General features: G+C 72.8%; 19 protein-coding genes. 15 read left to right on the plus strand and 4 right to left on the minus strand.

All coding sequences use genetic code 11. The features are described 5' to 3' along the window. Positions 1-72 precede the first annotated feature (72 nt). The 3 genes from AB0F89_RS13830 to AB0F89_RS13840 are packed head-to-tail and all read left to right on the plus strand — an operon-like array spanning position 73 to position 3351. On the plus strand, positions 73-693 hold the full coding sequence (locus tag AB0F89_RS13830; RefSeq protein WP_367138864.1) for a succinate dehydrogenase cytochrome b subunit: 621 nt from the start codon (positions 73-75) through the stop codon (positions 691-693). 1 nt (position 694) lies between these two features. Continuing rightward, entirely contained in the window at positions 695-2608 is a 1914-nt protein-coding gene (locus AB0F89_RS13835; RefSeq protein WP_367136139.1) for a fumarate reductase/succinate dehydrogenase flavoprotein subunit, read from the plus strand. Then, on the plus strand, positions 2605-3351 hold the full coding sequence (locus AB0F89_RS13840; RefSeq protein ID WP_367136141.1) for a succinate dehydrogenase/fumarate reductase iron-sulfur subunit: 747 nt from the start codon (positions 2605-2607) through the stop codon (positions 3349-3351). The genes AB0F89_RS13835 and AB0F89_RS13840 overlap by 4 nt, the downstream gene beginning before the upstream one ends. Here the strand turns inward: AB0F89_RS13840 and AB0F89_RS13845 are convergent. Then, the gene (locus AB0F89_RS13845) at positions 3327-4115 is read right to left on the minus strand and encodes a YeiH family protein (protein WP_367136143.1); all 789 of its coding nucleotides are present in this window, start codon (positions 4113-4115) and stop codon (positions 3327-3329) included. The genes AB0F89_RS13840 and AB0F89_RS13845 overlap by 25 nt on opposite strands. A 70-nt stretch (positions 4116-4185) precedes the next feature. Here AB0F89_RS13845 and AB0F89_RS13850 point away from each other — a divergent pair, with 70 nt between their 5' ends. The 3 genes from AB0F89_RS13850 to ligA are packed head-to-tail and all read left to right on the plus strand — an operon-like array spanning position 4186 to position 7977. Further along, on the plus strand, positions 4186-5076 hold the full coding sequence (locus AB0F89_RS13850) for a LysR substrate-binding domain-containing protein (RefSeq protein WP_367136145.1): 891 nt from the start codon (positions 4186-4188) through the stop codon (positions 5074-5076). After that, a complete protein-coding gene (locus tag AB0F89_RS13855; protein ID WP_367136146.1) occupies positions 5073-5723 on the plus strand; it encodes a hypothetical protein in 651 nt (216 codons plus the stop codon). The genes AB0F89_RS13850 and AB0F89_RS13855 overlap by 4 nt, the downstream gene beginning before the upstream one ends. 31 nt (positions 5724-5754) lie before the next feature. Beyond that, entirely contained in the window at positions 5755-7977 is a 2223-nt protein-coding gene (ligA, locus tag AB0F89_RS13860) for an NAD-dependent DNA ligase LigA (protein WP_367136147.1), read from the plus strand. Between the two features lie 313 nt (positions 7978-8290). On the opposite strand, the gene AB0F89_RS13865 is transcribed toward ligA, so the two are convergent. Next, entirely contained in the window at positions 8291-8743 is a 453-nt protein-coding gene (locus AB0F89_RS13865) for a protein-tyrosine phosphatase family protein (protein WP_367136148.1), read from the minus strand. A gap of 131 nt (positions 8744-8874) precedes the next feature. On the opposite strand from AB0F89_RS13865, the gene AB0F89_RS13870 reads away from it, so the two are divergent. After that, positions 8875-9381, plus strand: a complete 507-nt coding sequence (locus AB0F89_RS13870; protein ID WP_367136150.1) for a GNAT family N-acetyltransferase — start codon at positions 8875-8877, stop codon at positions 9379-9381. On the opposite strand, the gene AB0F89_RS13875 is transcribed toward AB0F89_RS13870, so the two are convergent. Beyond that, the gene (locus AB0F89_RS13875; RefSeq protein WP_367136152.1) at positions 9362-9772 is read right to left on the minus strand and encodes an SWIM zinc finger domain-containing protein; all 411 of its coding nucleotides are present in this window, start codon (positions 9770-9772) and stop codon (positions 9362-9364) included. The two genes, AB0F89_RS13870 and AB0F89_RS13875, sit on opposite strands and share 20 nt — an antisense overlap. A 26-nt stretch (positions 9773-9798) precedes the next feature. On the opposite strand from AB0F89_RS13875, the gene AB0F89_RS13880 reads away from it, so the two are divergent. Next, positions 9799-10509 carry a 3-keto-5-aminohexanoate cleavage protein gene (locus AB0F89_RS13880; RefSeq protein WP_367136154.1) on the plus strand — a complete coding sequence of 237 codons (711 nt, stop codon included), beginning with the start codon at positions 9799-9801 and terminating at the stop codon, positions 10507-10509. A gap of 42 nt (positions 10510-10551) precedes the next feature. Next, on the plus strand, positions 10552-11190 hold the full coding sequence (locus tag AB0F89_RS13885) for a LysE family translocator (protein WP_367136156.1): 639 nt from the start codon (positions 10552-10554) through the stop codon (positions 11188-11190). A gap of 181 nt (positions 11191-11371) precedes the next feature. On the opposite strand, the gene AB0F89_RS13890 is transcribed toward AB0F89_RS13885, so the two are convergent. Next, on the minus strand, positions 11372-12025 hold the full coding sequence (locus AB0F89_RS13890) for an amino acid-binding protein (RefSeq protein ID WP_367136158.1): 654 nt from the start codon (positions 12023-12025) through the stop codon (positions 11372-11374). Between the two features lie 225 nt (positions 12026-12250). Between AB0F89_RS13890 and gatC the strand changes: the two genes are divergently transcribed. The 6 genes from gatC to AB0F89_RS13920 all read left to right on the plus strand — a co-directional run bounded on the left by gatC (position 12251) and on the right by AB0F89_RS13920 (position 19135). Further along, positions 12251-12550 carry an Asp-tRNA(Asn)/Glu-tRNA(Gln) amidotransferase subunit GatC gene (gene gatC, locus AB0F89_RS13895; protein WP_015104569.1) on the plus strand — a complete coding sequence of 100 codons (300 nt, stop codon included), beginning with the start codon at positions 12251-12253 and terminating at the stop codon, positions 12548-12550. Then, positions 12547-14061: an Asp-tRNA(Asn)/Glu-tRNA(Gln) amidotransferase subunit GatA gene (gatA, locus tag AB0F89_RS13900; RefSeq protein ID WP_367136160.1), complete on the plus strand. Its 1515-nt coding sequence runs from the start codon at positions 12547-12549 to the stop codon at positions 14059-14061. The genes gatC and gatA overlap by 4 nt, the downstream gene beginning before the upstream one ends. After that, complete coding sequence (locus tag AB0F89_RS13905) at positions 14058-14249, plus strand: hypothetical protein (RefSeq protein WP_367136162.1); 192 nt, start codon at positions 14058-14060, stop codon at positions 14247-14249. Before gatA ends, AB0F89_RS13905 begins: the two co-directional genes overlap by 4 nt. Continuing rightward, positions 14246-15748, plus strand: a complete 1503-nt coding sequence (gene gatB / locus AB0F89_RS13910; protein ID WP_367136164.1) for an Asp-tRNA(Asn)/Glu-tRNA(Gln) amidotransferase subunit GatB — start codon at positions 14246-14248, stop codon at positions 15746-15748. The genes AB0F89_RS13905 and gatB overlap by 4 nt, the downstream gene beginning before the upstream one ends. Positions 15749-16212: 464 nt before the next feature. Then, positions 16213-16428 (plus strand): hypothetical protein, encoded by a 216-nt coding sequence (locus tag AB0F89_RS13915; RefSeq protein WP_367136166.1) that lies wholly within the window; start codon positions 16213-16215, stop codon positions 16426-16428. Positions 16429-16522: 94 nt separating this feature from the next. After that, positions 16523-19135 carry a CHAT domain-containing protein gene (locus tag AB0F89_RS13920; protein ID WP_367136168.1) on the plus strand — a complete coding sequence of 871 codons (2613 nt, stop codon included), beginning with the start codon at positions 16523-16525 and terminating at the stop codon, positions 19133-19135. Positions 19136-19141 lie beyond the last annotated feature (6 nt).

The raw sequence follows: 19141 nt of genomic DNA on the forward strand, positions 1-19141 counted from the left end.
CTATCCTCAGGCAGCGAACGATGTATTGGACGACTCGTCGCCCCCGTTCCTAGCGTCAGCGGCGTGGACACGATGGGGCTCTACCGCACGACCGTCGGCAAGAAGGTGGTCATGGCGGTCACCGGCGCGGGGTTGCTGCTGTACGTGGTCGCGCACATGGTCGGCAACCTCACGATCTTCTCCGGCGCGGCCGCGATCGACGGCTACGGCCGGTGGCTGCGCGAGATCGGCGCGGTCTGGCCGACCAGGGTCGTGCTGCTGGCGTGCGTGGCGCTGCACTTCGTCGCCGCCTACCAGTTGACGGCGCGGGCCAGGAAGGCCAGGGGCCGGTACGAGCACCGCCGCCGCGTCCAGGGCAGCTACGCGGCCCGCACCATGCGCTGGGGCGGCGTGATCATCGCCCTGTTCGTCGTCTACCACCTGCTCGACCTCACCGTCGGGTGGCTCAACCCCCGCGGCGCACCCGGCGAGATTCACTCGAACGTGGTCGCGGACTTCCAGCGCTGGTACGTGGTGCTGGCGTACTCGGTCGCCGTGCTGGCCCTGGGCTTCCACATCCGCCACGGCGTGTGGAGCGCGACCCAGACGCTGGGCGTCACCACCTCGCGCGTGATCGGCCTCGGCGTCGCCGTGGTGATCTGCGCCGGGTTCCTCTCCGTCCCCTTCGCCGTCTTCACCGGATTGGTGAGCTGACATGTTCTACACCGAGGGCGAGCCGATCGCCGACGACCGCGTCCCGGTCGGTCCGATCGAGACCCGCTGGGACCGCCGCCGGTTCTCCGCCCGGCTGGTCAACCCCGCGAACCGGCGCAACCGGAGCGTGATCGTGGTCGGCACCGGCCTCGCGGGCGGCTCGGCGGCGGCGACGCTGGCCGAGCTGGGTTACCGGGTCACGTCGTTCTGCTACCAGGACAGCCCGCGCCGCGCGCACAGCATCGCCGCGCAGGGCGGCATCAACGCGGCCAAGAACTACCGCAACGACGGCGACAGCGTGCACCGGCTGTTCTACGACACGGTCAAGGGCGGCGACTTCCGCTCCCGCGAGTCGAACGTGCACCGGTTGGCGCAGGTCAGCGTCGAGATCATCGACCAGTGCGTGGCGCAGGGCGTGCCGTTCGCCCGCGAGTACGGCGGCCTGCTGGACACCAGGTCCTTCGGCGGCGCGCAGGTCTCCCGCACGTTCTACGCCCGCGGGCAGACCGGGCAGCAGCTCCTCCTGGGCGCCTACCAGGCGTTGGAGCGCCAGATCGCCGCCGGGCGGGTCGAGATGCACCCGCGCACCGAGATGCTGGACCTGGTCGTGGTGGACGGCCGGGCCCGCGGGGTCGTGGTGCGCGACCTGGTCAGCGGCGCGGTGTCCACGCACTTCGCGGACGCCGTCGTGCTGGCCACCGGCGGCTACGGCAACGTGTTCCACCTGTCCACCAACGCGAAGGGCTGCAACGCCACCGCGATCTGGCGGGCGCACCGGCGCGGCGCGCTGTTCGCGAACCCGTGCTTCACCCAGATCCACCCGACGTGCATCCCGATCAGCGGCGACCACCAGTCGAAGCTCACCCTGATGAGCGAATCGCTGCGCAACGACGGCCGGGTGTGGGTGCCGCGCGACAAGAACGACACCCGTGCGCCCAACGACATCCCCGAAGCCGACCGCGACTACTTCCTGGAGCGCCAGTACCCGGCCTTCGGCAACCTCGTGCCGCGCGACATCGCGTCACGGGCGGCGAAGAACATCTCCGACGAGAAGCGCGGCGTGTACCTGGACTTCGCCGACGCCGTCGAACGCCTCGGCGCGCTCGCCGTCGAGCAGCGCTACGGGAACCTGTTCGAGATGTACCAGCGCATCACCGGCGACGACCCGTACACGACGCCGATGCGCATCTACCCGGCCGTGCACTACACGATGGGTGGGTTGTGGGTGGACTACGACCTGCGGTCCACCATCCCCGGCCTGTACGTGATCGGCGAGGCGAACTTCTCCGACCACGGCGCGAACCGGCTGGGCGCGTCGGCGCTGATGCAGGGCCTGGCGGACGGCTACTTCGTGCTGCCGGGGGTGATCGGCGACTACCTGGCCGACGCGCCGTTCGAGCCGGTGGGCGAGGACCACCCGGCCGTCGCCGACACCGTGTCCGAGGTGCGCGGCCGGGTGAAGACGCTGCTGGCGGTGGACGGCGACCGCACGGTCGAGTCGTTCCACCGCGAGCTGGGCCGGCTGATGTGGGACGAGTGCGGCATGGAGCGCGACGAGGCGGGGCTGCGCAAGGCGCTGGAGCGCATCCCGGAGCTGCGCGAGGAGTTCTGGCAGCGGGTGCGGGTGCCGGGCACGGGGGAGCGGCTGAACCAGGAGCTGGAGAAGGCGGGCCGGGTGGCCGACTTCCTCGAACTGGCCGAGCTGATGTGCGTGGACGCGCTGCACCGCGCCGAGTCGTGCGGCGGGCACTTCCGGTCGGAGAGCCGGACGCCGGACGGCGAGGCGTTGCGGGACGACGCGAACTACGCCTACGTGGCCGCGTGGGAGTACACGGGCGTGGGCCTGCCACCCGTGCTGCACAAGGAAGAACTGGTCTTCGAGCACGTCACGCCGAGCACCCGGAGCTACTCGTGAGACTGACCCTGCGGATCTGGCGGCAGAGCGGCGACACCGGGCGGCTGGTGGACTACGCCGTGGACGACCTGTCGCCGGACATGTCGTTCCTGGAAGCGCTGGACGTCCTCAACGAGCGGCTGATCACGTCCGGGCAGGAGCCGGTGGCGTTCGACCACGACTGCCGCGAGGGCATCTGCGGCATGTGCGGGCTGATGATCAACGGGATGGCGCACGGGCCGGAGAGGGCCACCACCGCCTGCCAGCTGCACCTGCGGCACTTCCGCGACGGCGACGTGGTGACCGTCGAACCGTGGCGCGCCGAGCCGTTCCCGGTGGTGCGGGACCTGGTGGTGGACCGGTCGGCGCTCGACCGGATCGTCGCGGCGGGCGGGTACGTCAGCGTGCCGACGGGGTCCGCGCCGGACGCGCACGCCACCCCCGTGCCCAAGCCGGACGCGGACACCGCGTTCGAGGCGGCGGCGTGCATCGGCTGCGGCGCGTGCGTGGCGGCTTGCCCGAACGGGTCGGGCATGCTGTTCACCGCCGCCAAGGCCACCCACCTCGGCGTGCTGCCGCAGGGGCAGCCCGAGCGGTACTCGCGGGCGCGGGACATGGTGGCCGAGCACGACGCGTCGGGCTTCGGCGGCTGCACCAACGCCGGCGAGTGCACGCCCGCGTGCCCCAAGGGCATCCCGCTGACGACCATCGCCCGGCTGAACGCCGACCTGCGGCGCGCTCACACCACCCGCAGCGACAGGTAACCGGTCCCGCACACCAGGAGCGTCGCGAGCAGCCCCAACAACAACGCCCTGGGGCTGGTCCGCAGCAAGCTCTTGAGACGCACCGACGTGCCCAGACCGAACAGCGCGGCGGCCAGCACGACCGTCGTCACGGTCTTCGCCGGACCGAGGACGACCGCCGGCAGCAACGGGCTGACCAGCATCGACGCCACGAAGCCGAGCAGGAACAGCGGCACCGGCGGCGTGCCGCGCCCGCCGACACCGGCCACGATCGGCGCCAGCAGCGCCACCCGGCCCAGCTTCACCGCCATGGCCGTCGCCACACCCGGGACCGGTGCGGCGGCGGCCACCTGCGCCACCTCGTGCACGCTCAACCCGATCCACTGCGGCGAGGCGCCCAACAACGGGAGCGCGACCATGGCGAGCGTGCCGTAGAGCGTGACGAGGGCGACGCTGGTCGCCACGTGCTCGTCCTCCCGCTCCACCCGGCCCTCGACGGCCGCGATGGCCGACGCGCCGCAGATCGAGAAACCACTCGCCACCAGCACGCACAACCCGCGCGGCAACCGCAGCCAACGCCCCAACCACAGCGTGCCGAAGAACGTCACCGCGACCGTGACGACGATCGCCACCAGGACGTGTGACCCCAGGTCGAGCAGCTGCGCCACGGACAGTTGCAGACCGAGCAGCACCACGCCCACCCGCAGCAACCGGCGCGTGACACCGGCCAGGTCCGGCAGGCGCCCACCCACCAGCACACCCAGGACCAACGCGGCGATCAGCACCCACCCAGCCTCCGACCGCGCCGACGTCGCCGGTAGCCCGTCATCCGCTCTGGGGTCATACCCTGTGGCTATGACCCCGGACCTCGAATCGCTGCGCCTGCTGGTGCTGGTCGGGGAACTGGGCAGCCTCGGCCGGGCCGCCGACGAGCTGGGCATCGCCCAGCCGTCGGCCGGCAAGCGCCTGTCCACGCTGGAACGCCGCCTCGGCGTCGTCCTGGTCGACCGGGGCCGCCGCGGCTCGGTCCTCACCCCTGCGGGCGTCGTCGTGACCGAACGCGCCCGCCGCGTCCTGGCCGAGGTCGCGGGCCTGGTCGAAGCCGCACGCGCCCTGCGGTCCGCGCGGGAAGCCGAACTGCGCGTCGCCGCCAGCATGACCGTCGCCGAACACCTCGCCCCGAGCTGGATCGGCGAACTCCGCCGCACCCGACCCGACCTGCGCGTCGGCCTGCGCGTGACCAACTCCGAAACCGTCGGCCGACTCGTCCGCGACGGCCACGTCGACCTCGGGTTCGTCGAAGCACCAGGGTCCCTGCCAGGGCTTTCGTCCCGCAAGGTCGCCGTGGACCGACTCGCCGTCGTCGTCGCGCCAGGACACCCCTGGACCCGCCGCCGCCGACCCCTCACCCCGCCCGAGCTCGCCGCCACACCCCTCGTCATGCGGGAACGCGGCTCCGGCACCCGCGACACCCTCGACCGCGCACTGCCCGACGCGTGCCCGCCCGCGCTCGAACTCGGCTCCACCACCGCCGTCCGCGGCGCCGTCGTCGCCGGCGTGGCCCCCGCCGCGCTCAGCGTCCTCGCCATCGCCGTCGACCTCGCCGAAGGACGCCTGGTCGAAGTGCCCGCCGACCTCGACCTGCGCCGCGTCCTGCGCGCCGTCTGGCCGGGCGGCCGCAAGCTCGTCGGACCCGCCGCGGAACTCCTCGCCACCGCCTGCCGCCGTAGTTCAATGGAGCCATGAGCTGGTTCCGCCGCCGCACCGAACCCGAACCCCGACCCGTCCACCTGCCCAACCCGGACGAGGCCGCGGTCGCCTTCTGGCACGAGTGGTTCGACCTGCTGCCCACCGTCAGCGCGGCACTCGGCGACGGCGAACCCCACCGGGTCGAGGGCGACCTCGGCGCGATGGTCGCCGCCCTGCACCCCGACCTGGAGTTCTCCCTCGAACGCGGCCACCGCGCCATCTACGCCCTGGTGGTCAGCAGCCGCGAAGACCCCCGGCTGCGCCCCTGCACGGACGCCTGGATCAAAGCCGCGCCCCCCGAGGACATGATCTGGGAGTACCACGACTCCGTCCCCGCCGTCCCCGACCCGACCCTCGTCACCATCAACCTCGGCCCGCGCCGCATCCGGCTCGCCGACGTGCGCGTCGTCGCCCAGGTCTCCGACGGCCTGGTCGACGTCGCCGTCCACCACCCCGAGTTCGCCACCCTGGACGACACCGCCCGGCAGACCCTGACGTTCCTGCCCCTGGACGTCACCCTCGGTGAACGACTGGCCGGTGAACGACTCGGTCGAGTGGAAACCGCGTCGACCGAACCGGACGGCGCGATCGACCTCCTGGAGTTCCGCGAACTGGTCCGCGCGATGACCGGCGACGAACCCTGAAATTGTCGTACCCCCTGACTACGCTCACCCCGTGACCAGCAACGACCCGGTGAACCCGCCCCCCGTCGAGGGCGTCGAGGACGTGCCCGCCGACGTGCGCGCCCAGCACGCCGCACTGGCCGAGGTGGTGCGCGCGCACCAGTTCCGCTACTACGTCCTCGACTCGCCGACGGTCAGCGACGGCGAGTTCGACGCGCTGCTGCGCGAGCTGGAAGCGCTGGAGCAGGCCCACCCCGGCCTCGCCACCCCCGACTCGCCCACCCAGCTCGTCGGCGGCACGTTCTCCACCGAGTTCAAGGCCGTCGACCACCTGGAGCGGATGCTCAGCCTCGACAACGTCTTCTCCCACGACGAGCTGCGCGGCTGGTTCGACCGGGTCGCCAAGGAGGTCGAGGGCGCCCACTTCCTGTGCGAGCTGAAGATCGACGGCCTGGCCGTCAACCTGCTCTACGAGCACGGCAAGCTCGTCCGCGCGCTCACCCGCGGCGACGGGCGGACCGGCGAGGACGTCACCCTCAACGTCCGCACGCTCGACAGCGTCCCCGAAGCGCTGACCGGCTCCGACGACTACCCCGTGCCCGCCCTGGTCGAGGTGCGCGGCGAGGTGTTCTTCGCCATCGAGGACTTCCTGGAGCTCAACGCCAGGCTCGTGGAAGCAGGCCGACCGCCGTTCGCCAACCCGCGCAACACCGCCGCCGGGTCGCTGCGGCAGAAGGACCCGAAGGTCACCGCGTCCCGCAAGCTGCAGATGATCTGCCACGGCCTCGGCAAGCGCGACGGCTTCGAACCCGGCCGGCAGTCCGAGTCCTACGAGGCGCTGCGCGCGTGGGGGCTGCCGGTGTCCCCGCACACCAAGGTGCTCAGCACGTTCGAGGAGGTCAGCGCCCACGTCGAGTACTGGGGCGGGCACCGGCACGACGCCGTGCACGAGATCGACGGCGTGGTCGTCAAGGTCGACGAGGTCTCGTCCCAGCGCCGCCTCGGCACCACCTCCCGCGCACCGCGCTGGGCGATCGCGTTCAAGTACCCGCCCGAGGAGGCGACGACCACCCTGCTGGACATCCAGGTGCAGGTCGGCCGCACCGGCCGCGTGACACCGTTCGCCGTGATGGAACCGGTCAAGGTCGCCGGCTCCACCGTCGCGCGCGCCACCCTGCACAACGCCAGCGAGGTCAAGCGCAAGGGCGTGCTGATCGGCGACCGCATCGTCATCCGCAAAGCGGGCGACGTGATCCCCGAGGTGCTGGGCCCGGTGATCGACGCCCGCCCCGCCGACGCGCGCGCGTTCGAGATGCCCCTGACCTGCCCCGAGTGCGGGCACGCGCTGCGCCCGATGAAGGAAGCCGACGTCGACATCAGGTGCCCCAACGCCGCCGGCTGCCCGGGCCAGCTCCGCGAACGCCTGGCCTACCTGGCGTCCCGCTCGGCGCTGGACGTCGAAGTCCTCGGCTTCGAGGCCGCGGCGGCGCTGGTGGAGTCGCCGGTGTACGGGGACGAGGGCGACCTGTTCACCCTCGACGCGGACCGCCTGGCGCAGGTCGACCTGTTCCGCACCAAGGACGGCGAGCTGACCGCCAACGCCCTGAAGCTGCTGGACAACCTCGAAACGGTGAAGAGCCGTCCACTGTGGAGGGTCATCGTCGCCCTCTCCATCCGCCACGTGGGCCCCACCGCCGCCCGCGCCCTGGCCCAGGAGTTCGGCTCCCTGGACCGCATCACCGAGGCCACCGAAGCCGAACTGGCCGCCGCCGAGGGCGTGGGCCCGACCATCGCCACCGCCGTGCGCGAGTGGGTCGACACCCCGTGGCGACAGGCCATCGTCGCCAAGTGGCGCGCCGCCGGCGTGCGCACCACCGAATCCCGCGACACCTCCATCCCCCGCAACCTGGAGGGCCTGTCCATCGTCGTCACGGGCTCCCTCGAAACCTTCTCCCGCGACGAAGCCAAAGAAGCCATCCTGTCCCGCGGCGGCAAGGCGGTGGGCGCGGTGTCGAAGAAGACGGCGTTCGTCGTCGTAGGCGAATCCCCCGGCTCCAAAGCCGACAAGGCAGCACAGCTGAAGGTCCCCATCCTGACCGAAGCAGGCTTCCGAATCCTCCTCACCGAGGGCCCCACCGCCGCCACCGAAGTAGCCCAAATCCCCACCCCTCCCACCCCGGACCCCTCAACCACCGACAACACCCCACCTGCCGACCTTTCTCCCTCCACCCCTCTGACCAGCACTTCTCCCACCCCCTCGCCCCCGATCGAGTGAACCTGCACCACGGACCTCAACATAACGCCGTTTCCAAACCCGCCAAACGTCGGTTAAAACAACGAGGCCCGCACCAACCACCCACCCATCCCACTCACCTCCGACCTCCCCAACCCACGCAACCAACCCAGCACCCCCGCCTCGCACCCGCAGGTGTCGAGAACACAGCCAGCCGCAGGCATGAGCGGGGGCTTGGACCTGGACGTGGAGCATGGGCTGGACAGCATGGGCTGAACAGAGAGCGCGGGCCTGGATGCAGATACGGGTGCAGGCATAGGTGCGGGTGCGGGCGTGACGCTGAGGGAGCGCTCGATCAACGCCGGGACGTGACGTCCGGGAAGCGGCCCACCCACCGCTTCTGCCAGGGCGTCTCCACCGCGCGGCGGTTGTAGTTGGCCCGCGTCCACGTCACGGCTTCACCCGAAGGGACGCCCGCGAGCACTGCCAGGCAGGCGATGACCGTGCCGGTCCGCCCGACACCGCCGCCGCACGCCACCTCGACCCGTTCCCCGGCCACAGCCCGCGCGTGCAGGTCGCGGATCAGCGCCACGGCCTGCTCCGGCGACCTGGGCAGCCGGAAGTCCGGCCACTCGACCCACTCGTGCGCCCACGAGGGCGCGTCCGGGCGCGCCATCACCGCGCGCCGCATCTTGGGCGAACCGAGGTAGAGGGCGTACTCGGGTGTGCCCTCGGGCGTGGGGTTGCGCAGTCCGCGACCGCGCACCCGGGAGCCGTCAGGGAGTTCGATCGCACCGGGAAGGCTCATCCGCCCATCATCGCGCTCCGCGGTCCCGCGGGTGGGCGAGGGGCGACTTCCGGTCCGGGCCTTGATCGCACCCCTTCCGGCGCAGTTGTCTGGACGGGGAACGGCGGTCCGGTGAGGTGGAGGAGTCGCAGATGGCCGACATCGTGGTGAGACCCGCTCGGGAGGACGAGTGGGCGGCGGCGGGTGCGCTCACCGTCGCGGCCTACCAGGCAGACCGCCACATCGACAGCCACACCGGCAAGTACGCCGACACTCTGGTCGACGCGCCCTCCCGAGCCCGCGAGGGCGAGCTGCTGGTGGCGGTGGACGCGGGCGGGGCCGTGCTCGGCACCGTCACGGTGGTCCGGCCCGGCACCCCGTACGCCGAGGTCAGCCGGGACGGCGAGGTCGAGTTCCGGATGCTCGCGGTGAGCCCGGCGGCCCGCGGTCGCGGTGTGGGTGAGGCGTTGGTGCGGGCGGTGATCGCACGGGCGCGCGAGCTGGGCGTGCGGCGGCTGGTGATGAGCAGTTCCGAGCACATGGCCACGGCGCACCGGCTCTACCGGCGGCTGGGGTTCCGGCGGTCGCCCGAGCGCGACTGGCAGCCGGTGCCCGGTGTGGACGTGACCGCGCTCGGGTTCAGCCTCGAACTCGCATGATCTCGTCGCGCAGCGCCCGGTCCCGCGCGGCCCGGTCGTAGAGCAGGCCGACCAGCGTCGCGTGGTCGAGCTCGGCGAGCCGGACGCGCAGCTCCTCGTCCTCCGCGTCCGGCGGCGGCACGGTCAGGCCGCGCTCCAGCAGCACCAGGCCGACCGCGACGCAGTGCTTGCAGAAGAACCCCTGCGACCCGTACGGGCAGGTGCAGCTCCCGACCAGCCGGGTGTCCTCCCACCGCAGCGCCACCAGGTACTCGGCCGCGCCGACCACGACGCCGTCGACGTGCCGCGAGCGCACGGCCAGCTCCACCACGGAGGCCCGGTAGGTCAGCCCGCGCCAGTACGACTTGGCGCCCGCGTGGTGGCGCAGCAGGGCTGGGGTCAGCGTCGGCATGGCGGTATCCAACACCTTGTGGTTCGGTGGGTTTCGTGCTCCAGGCTTGTCTGAACGGCGCCCGTGAGCCGGGCAGCCACCCTAGTGTGCCGATCACCCCGCAGCAGCTGGCGGCCGACGCCGCGGCGTGCGCGGAGCTGGGCGTCACGTCGTTCCACCTGCACCCGCGGGACGTGGTCGGGCTGGAGGTGCTGGCCGGGCCCGAGGTGGCCACCGCGGTGGCCGTGGTGCGCGGCGTGGTGCCGCGGGCGGAGATCGGGGTGACGACGGCGGCGTGGGTCGTGCCGGACCGCGTGCGGCGGGCGGAGCTGGTGCGCGGGTGGGCCGGGTTGGCGTCCGGGCGGCCCGACTTCGCGTCGGTGAACGTGCACGAGGAGGGCTGGCTCGACGTCGCCGCCGCGCTGCGCGACGCGGGGGTCGGGATCGAGCTGGGCGTGTTCCACGAGCGGGCGGCGCGGCTGCTGGCGGACGTCGGCGTGCTGGCGGGGGTGGTGCGGGTGCTGGCCGAGGTGCAGCCGGGGGAGACCGTCGACCACGCCGAACGGCTGGTGGACCTGCTCGCGCCGCTCGGCGTGCCGATCCTGCTGCACGGCGAGGACGACAGCGCGTGGCCGGTGCTCGACCACGCGCTGGCGCTGGGGCTGGACACGCGCATCGGGCTGGAGGACACGCTCATCGCGCGTGACGGCACGCGGGCGGTGGGCAACGCGCAGCTCGTCAGCCTTGCTCGAGGGTAAAAGCACTGGTAGCGCGGGTGGCTGGCGTGGTTTTGTGACGTCATGGTGTCCACCGACCGGCTTCTCGCCTTCGCGGCGACGTCGCTGCTGCTGATCCTGATCCCCGGGCCGAGCGTGCTGTTCGTGGTCGGTCGGGCGCTGGCGCAGGGCCGGCGGGCCGCGCTGATCACCGTGCTGGGCAACACGCTCGGCGCGTACGCGCTCGTGGTGGCCGTCGCGTTCGGCGTCGGGGCGGTGGTGGAGCGCTCGGCGGTGGTGTTCACGACGTTGAAGCTGATTGGCGCCGCGTACCTGGTGCACCTGGGGGTGAAGGCGGTGCGGCAGCGCGGGTCGCTGCACGCGTCGTTCGGCGGGGGCGGTGCGGCGCGGGGCGGGTTGCGCACGTTGTGGGAGGGGTTCGCGGTCGGCGTGGCGAACCCGAAGACGATCGTGTTCTTCGCCGCCGTGCTGCCGCAGTTCGTGGACCGGGCGCAGGGGCACGTGGCCGGTCAGATGCTGCTGCTGGGGCTGCTGTTCAACGTCATCGCGCTGGCGTGCGACAGCGCGTGGGGGCTGGTCGCGTCCACCGCGCGCGACTGGTTCGCCCGCTCACCGCGCCGCTTGGCCGTGGTCGGCGGCGCGGGCGGCGTGGCGATGATCGGCCTGGGCGTCACCATCGCCGCCACCGGCCGCAAGGACTGACCCCACCACACCCGCGAGAGTCCAACGTTCGGCCCGCGAGAGTCCAACGTCCACGACCGCTGAGTTCAACGCTCGACATACCCGCCGGTCTGCCTGAGCGTTGAACTCGGGGTGCGCGAGCGTTGGACTCTCGCGCCCTGAGCGTTGGACTCTCGCGCCCTGAGCGGTGGACTCTCGCGGGTCAGTCGGGGAGGACGACGGAGACGATGCCGGCCAGGTGGGCCAGGCGGGCCACCTCGGCGGCGCGGAACATCGGGCCCCCGGGGCGGCCGACCAGCAGGACGCGGTCCGGCTTGCCCAGGGGGGTGGCGGCCAGCTCGGTGCCCAGCTCCTGCCAGGTCTCGGGCACCCACTCGTCCTCGCCGTCCAGCACGGTGGCGCGGGCCAGCGGCAGCCACGGCGGGGTGGCCAGCCTGGTCTCCGGCGCGGCCGACGACGAGGTCAGGCGGGTGGCGGTGCGGCCGTCCCAGGACACCACCACCGCCCACCCGGCCCGGATGATCTTCGGCACGCCCTCGGTGAACACCGCCAGCCCGTGCGCGGGCTCCTCGGCGACCTCCTCCACCAGCTCCAGCTCGCGGTGGGTGTCCAGCACCCCCGCGTACGGCCGGACCGCGTCCACCTCGACGCCGTCGATGGACTCCGCGGCGGTGATCAGCACGTCCGGCAGCCGGCCGGACGGCAGCTCCACCACCAGGTCGTCGATGGCCAGGCCGGCCCCGCGCTCCACCACGTCCACGCTGAGGATGTCGGCCCCGATCTCGCCGAGCGCGGAGGCGACCGCGCCCAGGGTGCCGGGACGGTCCGGGAGCTGGACCCGGATCAGGAAGGACACGGTGCACGCCTCCAAGGCTGTGGTGGAGCGTCGGGGTGGGAACTCGCCGGTCGCTGATTCTCGCAGACGCAGCTTCGCTTTCCGACCCACCAGCCGCGTTGCGCACGGGTAAAATCGCGCACCCCCGCGCGCGAGCGCGGGCAACCCGGTCGGAGGTCGCTCTGACCAGCCAATAGACTCGGAAGGTCCAAAAACCACAAAACCAGACCCCCGGGGGTTGACGAGGTGCCCAGCATCTCCCGCGACGAGGTCGCGCACCTGGCCCGCTTGGCGAGGCTCGCCGTCACCGACGACGAGCTGGACCTGTTCGCCGGCCAGTTGGACGTGATCCTGCAGTCGGTGGCCACGGTGGGCGACATCGCCACCGCGGACATCCCGCCCACTTCGCACGCCGTTCCGCTGACCAACGTGTTCCGCGAGGACGTGGTGCGTCCCAGCCTCGGTCAGCAGCAGGCGCTCGCGGGCGCCCCCGCCGCCGAGGACGGCCGCTTCCGCGTGCCCCGCATCCTGGGGGAGGAAGCATGACCGACCTGATCCGCAGCACCGCCGCCGAGCTGGCCGCGAAGATCGCGGGCCGGGAGGTCTCCGCGGTCGAGGTCGCCCAGGCCCACCTCGACCGGATCGGCGAGGTCGACGGCGCGGTGCACGCGTTCCTGCACGTCGACACCGAGGGCGCGCTGAACGCCGCCCGCAAGGTCGACGAGGACATCGCGGCCGGCGTCCAGGTCGGCCCGCTGGCCGGCGTGCCGATCGCGCTCAAGGACGTGCTCACCACCGAGGGCGTGCCGACCACGGTCGGCTCGAAGATCCTCGAGGGGTGGGTGCCGCCCTACGACGCCACGGTGACCCGCAGGCTGAAGGAGGCCGGCCTGGTCATCCTCGGCAAGACCAACATGGACGAGTTCGCGATGGGCTCCTCCACCGAGAACTCGGCCTACGGCCCGACCCGCAACCCGTGGGACACCGACCGCATCCCCGGTGGCTCGGGCGGCGGCTCGGCGGCGGCGCTGGCCGCGTTCGAGGCGCCGCTGTCGATCGGCACGGACACCGGCGGCTCGATCCGCCAGCCCGGCTCGGTCACCGGCACGGTCGGCGTGAAGCCCACCTACGGCGGCGTGTCCCGCTACGGGCTGGTGGCGTTCTCGTCGTCGCTCGACCAGGCCGGGCCGTGCGCCCGCACGGTGCTGGACGCGGCCCTGCTGCACGAGGTCATCGGCGGCTACGACCCGATGGACTCGACCTCGATCGACGCGCCGGTCCCGCCGGTGGTGGCGGCGGCCCGCGAGGGCGCGAGCGGCGACCTGTCCGGCGTGCGCGTCGGCGTGGTCGCGCAGTTCAGCGGCGACGGCTACCAGCCGGGCGTGCTGCGCAGCTTCGAGGCGGCCGTGGCGCAGCTCAAGCAGCTGGGCGCGGAGGTCGTCGAGGTCTCGTGCCCGAGCTTCGACTACGCGCTGCCCGCGTACTACCTGATCGCGCCGAGCGAGGCGTCGTCCAACCTGGCCCGCTTCGACGCCATGCGCTACGGCATCCGGGTCGGCGACGACAGCACGCGCAGCGCCGAGGAGGTCATGTCGCTGACCCGCGAGGCCGGGTTCGGCGCCGAGGTGAAGCGCCGCATCATGATCGGCACGTACGCGCTGTCGTCCGGCTACTACGACGCGTACTACGGCTCGGCGCAGAAGGTGCGGACGCTGATCAGCCGCGACTTCGACGCCGCGTTCGCCACCGTGGACGTGCTGGTCTCGCCGACCACGCCGACCACCGCGTTCCGGATCGGCGAGCGCACCGACGACCCGATGGCCATGTACCGGGCGGACCTGTGCACGATCCCGGCGAACCTGGCCGGGAACGCCGCGATGAGCGTCCCGAGTGGACTGTCCGACGAGGACGGCCTGCCGGTCGGCCTGCAGATCATGGCGCCGGCGCTGCAGGACCACCGGATGTACCGGGTGGCGGCGGCGTACGAGGTGGCGCGCGACGCCGCCCTCGGCGCGCCGGTGATCCACTCCGTGCCGCAGCCGGCGGGTGCGCGGTGAAGCGGGCGCGCACGGTCTTCGCGCTGGTGGGCGCCGCGAGCGCGGCGGCGGGCGCGTTCTCCACGCTGAAGTCGGCTCGTGGCAAGAACGACAAGCTCGCGCTGGTCAACGCCGCGGCGAGCATCCTGGTGGCGATCACCGGCGCGGCGCTGGCCGTGCGGGGTCTGCGGAAGGACGGGAAGGCATGACGTCGGTGCACGAGCTGATGGACTACGCCGAGGTCGTCGAGCGGTTCGACCCGGTGCTCGGGCTGGAGGTGCACGTCGAGCTGCACACCCGCACGAAGATGTTCTGCGGGTGCGCGAACGTCTTCGGCGGCGAGCCGAACACCCAGGTCTGCCCGATCTGCCTCGGCCTGCCGGGCGCGCTGCCCGCGGTGAACGGCAAGGCGGTGGAGTCGGCGATCCGGATCGGGTTGGCGCTCAACTGCGAGATCGCCGAGTGGTGCCGGTTCGCCCGGAAGAACTACTTCTACCCGGACATGCCGAAGAACTTCCAGACCTCGCAGTACGACGAGCCGATCGCCTTCAACGGCCACCTGGACGTGACGCTGGACGACGGCTCGCTGTTCCGGGTCGAGATCGAGCGCGCGCACATGGAGGAGGACACCGGCAAGTCGCTGCACGTCGGCGGCGCGACGGGCCGCATCCACGGCGCGGAGCACTCGCTGCTCGACTACAACCGCGCGGGCGTGCCGCTGATCGAGATCGTCACCAAGCCGATCACCGGCACCGGCGAGCGGGCGCCCGAGGTGGCGCGCGCGTACGTCACGGCGCTGCGGGACCTGCTCAAGGCGCTCGACGTGTCCGACGTCCGGATGGACCAGGGCTCGCTGCGGTGCGACGCGAACGTGTCGCTGATGGCCAAGGACGCGACCGAGTTCGGCACCCGCACCGAGACGAAGAACGTCAACTCGCTGCGCAGCGTCGAGCGGGCGGTCCGGTTCGAGATGACCCGCCAGGCGGCGCTGCTGGCGGCGGGCGGCTCGATCACGCAGGAGACCAGGCACTTCGACGAGTCGACGGGCTCCACCTCGTCGGGCCGCACGAAGGAGACCGCGGAGGACTACCGGTACTTCCCGGAGCCCGACCTGGTGCCCATCGCGCCGTCCCGCGAGTGGGTGGAGGAGCTGCGCGGCACGCTGCCGGAGCTGCCGTGGGAGCGCCGCAAGCGGGTGCGGCAGGAGTGGTCGCTGACCGACGCCGAGCTGCGCGACCTGGTCAACGCGGGCGCGGTGGACCTGGTGTCGGCCACCGTGGACGCGGGCGCGACGCCCGCCGAGGCCCGCTCGTGGTGGGTGTCCTACCTGACCAAGGAGGCCAACGACCGCGGCGTCGAGCTGTCCGGGCTGGGCATCACGCCGGCGCAGGTCGCGCGGGTCGTCGCGCTGGTGAACGCCGGTGAGCTGACCAACAAGCTGGCCCGCGAGGTCGTCACCGGCGTGCTGGAGGGCGAGGGCGAGCCGGAGGCCGTCGTCGAGGCGCGCGGGCTGAAGGTCGTCTCGGACGACTCCGCGCTGGAGCAGGCGGTGGACGAGGCGCTGGCGGCGCAGCCGGACGTGGCGGCGAAGATCCGCGACGGCAAGGTGGCCGCGGCCGGTGCGATCGTCGGCGCGGTGATGAAGGCGACGAAGGGCCAAGCGGACGCGAAGCGCGTGCGCGAGCTCGTCATCGCCCGCTGTTCGTAGTGCCCGATGGGCTGTGGGGCGGTGGGTCCGCGACCTCCCGCCCCACAGCCCTTTGCGCCACCGGGCGGAACGTCCACTCGCGATCGGTCCACTCGCGATCCGCCCGCTCCGGGCACCGCCGGTCACCATTCCGGGACGGGCCGTGTCCGCACCGCGCCGGCCGGTGGCGGATTCCACGTGGGACGGACGACGCGGGGTCGCCTTATTGCGGCTCCAGGCCCGGTTCCGGGCTGTTAACGCGTTCGCCCATTCGAGTGGTAACGCCACCTGAAACGCCCCTTCGGCGCTGGTCAGCGAAGCTCAAGATCACCTTTGTTGTAGCTCTTAGTAAATTCCCCCCTCATAGGTGCGTCCATCTGTGTAAGGCTTGAGCCGTTCGGAAGGCCGGGGGGTCTCCGAAATGCCGGTGCAGACACGGAGAAGACGGCCCCGAAAGGGGTCTTGTTGTAGGGGAGGGCAACGTCATGACCCAGACTGACCCGAAGCTGGTCGCCGAGATCGACGCCATCGAGGACGAGGTCATCGGGAACGAGGCCGAGGTCGTGGTCGCGGTGGGCGGCGGTGACGACCCCAACGGGGGTCCGTACAAGCCGGTCGAGGACGACCCGGAGGTCCAGCCGCTGATCAAGCCGATGGGCGGCCCGTACAAGCCGGTGAGCGACCCCGTCGAGGCGAAGTAGGTCACCGGAGGGTGACCGTGCGGTGACAACGCGGCGAATGCTGCCAGCCCACTGGCTGGCAGCATTCGCCCGTCGCTTGTGATCTCATATGACCGTGCCTGCGAAAACTCCTGGTCGGGGACCGGATCACGCGGTCGAGTCGGCCCGGCGGTTGCACCGCAGCGCGTTGGAGGCGGCCACCGCCGACCGCCACCCGGAGGCCATCCGGCAGCTGCGCAGGGGCCTGGCGCTGCTGGAGGAACCGGGCACCGACCCGCAGGACCGGCTCGCCGTCCGCAGCCGCATCCTCATCACGCTGGCGTTCTGCCTGGCCGAGACGGCGACCGTGGCCGCGGGCCTCACCCAGCTCGACGGCGTCGACCGCGAGCTGAACGGCGTCCGCGACGAGGCGCTGAAGGCGCACCTGTCCACGCTGGTCAACCTGAACCGGGCCGCGCTGCTGTGCCGGGTCGGCCGGATCGACGAGGGCATCGCCCAGCTGGACCGCGAGATCGAGCGCAGCGAGCGGCGGCTGGCCGTGCGCGCCGACCCGGAGGCCGCCGACCTGCTGGTGACCGCGCTGTCCAACCGGGGCAACGCGCACGGCGAGGTGCACCGGCACGACAAGGCCGCCCGCGACCTCGACCGGGCCGCCGCCCTCGCCGCCGCGCACGACCTGCCGCTGCGCGCCGCCATCGCCAAGCACGCGCTGGGCAACGCGGTGCAGCGGGCGGGCGACATCCCGGACGCGCTGCGGCACTACCACGAGGCGAACCGGGCGTTCCAGGAACTCGAACCGGGCCTGCTGCTGCGCCTGCGCATCGACCAGGCCGAGGCGATGATCAGCGTCGGGCTGGCCGACGAGGCGGGCCGGCTGCTGGACGAGGTGCTGCCGGAGCTGCGCCGCCAGCGCATCGGGCAGGACGTCGCCGAGGCCGAGCTGTTCCGCGCCGCGGCGGCGCTGCAGGACGGCGACCTCCCGCTGGCCCGGCGGATGGCGGCCTCGGCGCAGCGCAAGCTGCTCGGCCGCGGCAGCCCGGCGTGGGCGGCGGTGGCCGGGCTGATCACGCTGCGGGCGGACGCGGTGCGCGCGTTGGACTCCCGGCGCCCCGGCGCGAAGGTGACCACGCGGGCGATCGACCTGTCCGAGCTGCTGTCCCGGCTGAAGCTGGTCGACCAGGCCGCGTTCGCGCTGGTGCTGGCGGCCCGGCTGGAGATCCGCCGGGGCGACCCGGACCGGGGCGCGGAGCTGCTGCGCAGCGTGCCGAAGTCGCGCCGGATCGCGCCGATCGACCACCGGATGCTGCTGCGGCTGTGCCGGGCCGAGCTGGCGCTGGCCCGCGGCAACGAGCGGGTGGCGCTGGCGCAGGCCAAGGCCGGGCTGGCCGAGCTGGGCCGGATGCGGGACCGGCTGGGCGGGCTGGAACTGGTGTCCGGCACCGCCGTGCACGGCCGTGAGCTGGGTGAGCTGGCCGTGCGGCTGGTGCTGCGGGGCCGCGACTCGGCGGCCAACGCCAAGCGGCTGTTCACCTGGCTGGAGCGCACCCGCGCGCAGCTGTACCGGTACGACCCGGCGGAGTCCACTGTGGACTCCGAGCTGGGCGAGCGGATCGCCGAGGTGCGCAGGCTCAGCCGGGCCCTGCTGCGCGCCCGGCTGGACGGGCTGCCGACCGACGAGCTGGAGGTGCGGCTCAAGGCGAGCCAGCGCGCCGCCACCCGGATGGGCTGGAGCGCCAGCCCGTGGGGCACGCCGCGCCCGGTCGTCGCCCCGGACGAGGTGCTGGCCAGGCTGGACGGCCGGGCCATGGTGAGCTTCGCGGTGTCCGACGACGAGCTGATCGCCGTCGTGCTGGCGGGCGACCGGGTGCGGATGGTGCGGCTCGGGTCGGCCGCCGCGGTCACCGAGGGCGCGCGCCGGCTGCACGCCGACCTCAACGCGCTCGCGCCGGACCACCTGCCGCCGCCGCTGGCGGAGGTCATCTCGGGGTCGGCGCGCCGCGAGGCGGAGAAGCTGGACCGGCTGCTGCTCGGCCCGCTGGCGCCGATGATCGGCGACCGGGCGCTGGTCGTGGTGCCGACCGGCGCGCTGTACGTGGTGCCGTGGGGCGTGCTGCCGACGTGCGCGAACCGGCCGACGACGGCCGTGCCGTCCGCCACCGCGTGGGTGTCGGCGATCCGCGAGGAGCGGGAGGCCGCCAACGGGGTGCTGCTGGTGCGCGGACCCGGGTTGCAGGCCGCGCAGGGCGAGATCGACCGGCTCGCGGGCTACCACGGCGACGCGAAGCTGCTCGGCGTGACCGAGGCGAAGGTCGGCGCGGTGCTGGAGGCGCTGGACGGCGTGGAGCTGGCGCACATCGCCGCGCACGGCGAGCACGAGCCGGAGAACGCGCTGTTCTCCCGGCTGGAGCTGGTGGACGGCGCGCTGTTCGCGCACGAGGTCGGCCGGGTGCGCCGGCCGCCGCACCAGGTCGTGCTGGCCGCGTGCGAGCTGGCGCTGAACCGGGTGCGGCCCGGCGACGAGCCGCTGGGGTTCGCCGGGGCCCTGCTGGCGGGCGGCGCCCGGACGGTGATCGCCGCTTCCAGCCGGGTCGGCGACGAGCCGGCGGCGGCGGCGATGGCCGACTTCCACCGCATCCTCGCGGGCGGCGCGTCGCCGGCGGTGGCGCTGGCCGAGGCGATCGCGGTGGACCCGATGCGCCGTCCGTTCGTGTGCCTCGGGTCGGGATAGCGCACC

The organism is Saccharothrix sp. HUAS TT1, assembly GCF_040744945.1.
Classification (GTDB): domain Bacteria; phylum Actinomycetota; class Actinomycetes; order Mycobacteriales; family Pseudonocardiaceae; genus Actinosynnema.

Bases quoted from the DNA above. Each gene is read 5' to 3' on its own strand.
- AB0F89_RS13830 (WP_367138864.1), top strand. From the start codon at position 73: ATGGGGCTCTACCGCACGACCGTCGGCAAGAAGGTGGTCATGGCGGTC.
- AB0F89_RS13835 (WP_367136139.1), top strand. From the start codon at position 695: ATGTTCTACACCGAGGGCGAGCCGATCGCCGACGACCGCGTCCCGGTC.
- AB0F89_RS13850 (WP_367136145.1), top strand. From the start codon at position 4,186: ATGACCCCGGACCTCGAATCGCTGCGCCTGCTGGTGCTGGTCGGGGAA.
- AB0F89_RS13855 (WP_367136146.1), top strand. From the start codon at position 5,073: ATGAGCTGGTTCCGCCGCCGCACCGAACCCGAACCCCGACCCGTCCAC.
- AB0F89_RS13865 (WP_367136148.1), bottom strand. From the start codon at position 8,743: ATGAGCCTTCCCGGTGCGATCGAACTCCCTGACGGCTCCCGGGTGCGC.
- AB0F89_RS13870 (WP_367136150.1), top strand. From the start codon at position 8,875: ATGGCCGACATCGTGGTGAGACCCGCTCGGGAGGACGAGTGGGCGGCG.
- AB0F89_RS13875 (WP_367136152.1), bottom strand. From the start codon at position 9,772: ATGCCGACGCTGACCCCAGCCCTGCTGCGCCACCACGCGGGCGCCAAG.
- AB0F89_RS13885 (WP_367136156.1), top strand. From the start codon at position 10,552: ATGGTGTCCACCGACCGGCTTCTCGCCTTCGCGGCGACGTCGCTGCTG.
- gatA (WP_367136160.1), top strand. From the start codon at position 12,547: ATGACCGACCTGATCCGCAGCACCGCCGCCGAGCTGGCCGCGAAGATC.
- gatB (WP_367136164.1), top strand. From the start codon at position 14,246: ATGACGTCGGTGCACGAGCTGATGGACTACGCCGAGGTCGTCGAGCGG.
- AB0F89_RS13915 (WP_367136166.1), top strand. From the start codon at position 16,213: ATGACCCAGACTGACCCGAAGCTGGTCGCCGAGATCGACGCCATCGAG.